This window comes from Paenibacillus solisilvae, from assembly GCF_042656405.1.
Classification (GTDB): Bacteria; Bacillota; Bacilli; order Paenibacillales; family Paenibacillaceae; genus Paenibacillus_Z; species Paenibacillus_Z solisilvae.
Map to the genome: position 1 here is coordinate 1 of NZ_JBHSOW010000137.1, position 797 is coordinate 797.

Here is a 797-nt window from a genome sequence, read left to right on the forward strand (position 1 = left end):
TGAAACAAAATGGTATCCGTGCTGAAATGTCGCAGTTGTTCATTAAAAATTTGCAGCATGTTCTCCCTATGATTGATTGACACGTTGAATCACTCCAATTATAATTATCTTATCTCGCGAGATAATTTATTTATTACGAAAGATAAGTTATCATTGTCCTATTATAACTCTTTTTCTGAGTGAAAATGAAGGAGTGTGCAGCATGTCCAAAAAAATGCCTCAACATCAAAAAAATTGGTGGTTAATTTTCCATCTTCTCTTTACAGCCATGTGGATTGGGGGCGGTTTTACTCAGATTGTTTTGATCTTAATTGTGTATTTTACTACTAGTGGAGAATTTCTTTATTCTGCCCATTCATTCATGCATATTTTTGACCTGGCTCTCATTATTCCTGGAGCATTGGGAGTTGTTATTACCGGAATTGTCTTATCCATTCGAACACATTGGGGACTAACGAAATATTATTGGATTATTTCTAAGGAAGTTATCTCTTTTGTTCTGATTCTTTCAGGAGGAGTACTGAATATATGGGTTCAAGAAGCAATTCAAATTACATTATTAGAACGTCTAAACGCCCTTCATAATCCTAGCTATATCCATGACCGATTGATGCTTCTTGTTTTCGGTGCGAGTCAATTGATCTTATTATTAGCTGTGATTTTAATTTCCGTTAAGAAGCCTTGGGGAAAAGTCAAAAGCAAACTCCTACCCCAAACTTCAAATCAATAGCTCTGTTACGGTTATTTTTTATTTGGCCAAGTACACTTTCCGGTTCAATCATCCAGCACATAAAGAG

General features: G+C 35.4%; 1 protein-coding gene. It reads left to right on the plus strand.

Going from position 1 to position 797, the window contains the following annotated elements; genetic code table 11:
• Positions 1-202: 202 nt before the first annotated feature.
• A complete protein-coding gene (locus ACFPYJ_RS32555; protein WP_379192660.1) occupies positions 203-730 on the plus strand; it encodes a hypothetical protein in 528 nt (175 codons plus the stop codon).
• Positions 731-797 lie beyond the last annotated feature (67 nt).

Coding starts and splice junctions, on each gene's coding strand:
- ACFPYJ_RS32555 (WP_379192660.1), top strand. CDS start 203: ATGTCCAAAAAAATGCCTCAACATCAAAAAAATTGGTGGTTAATTTTC.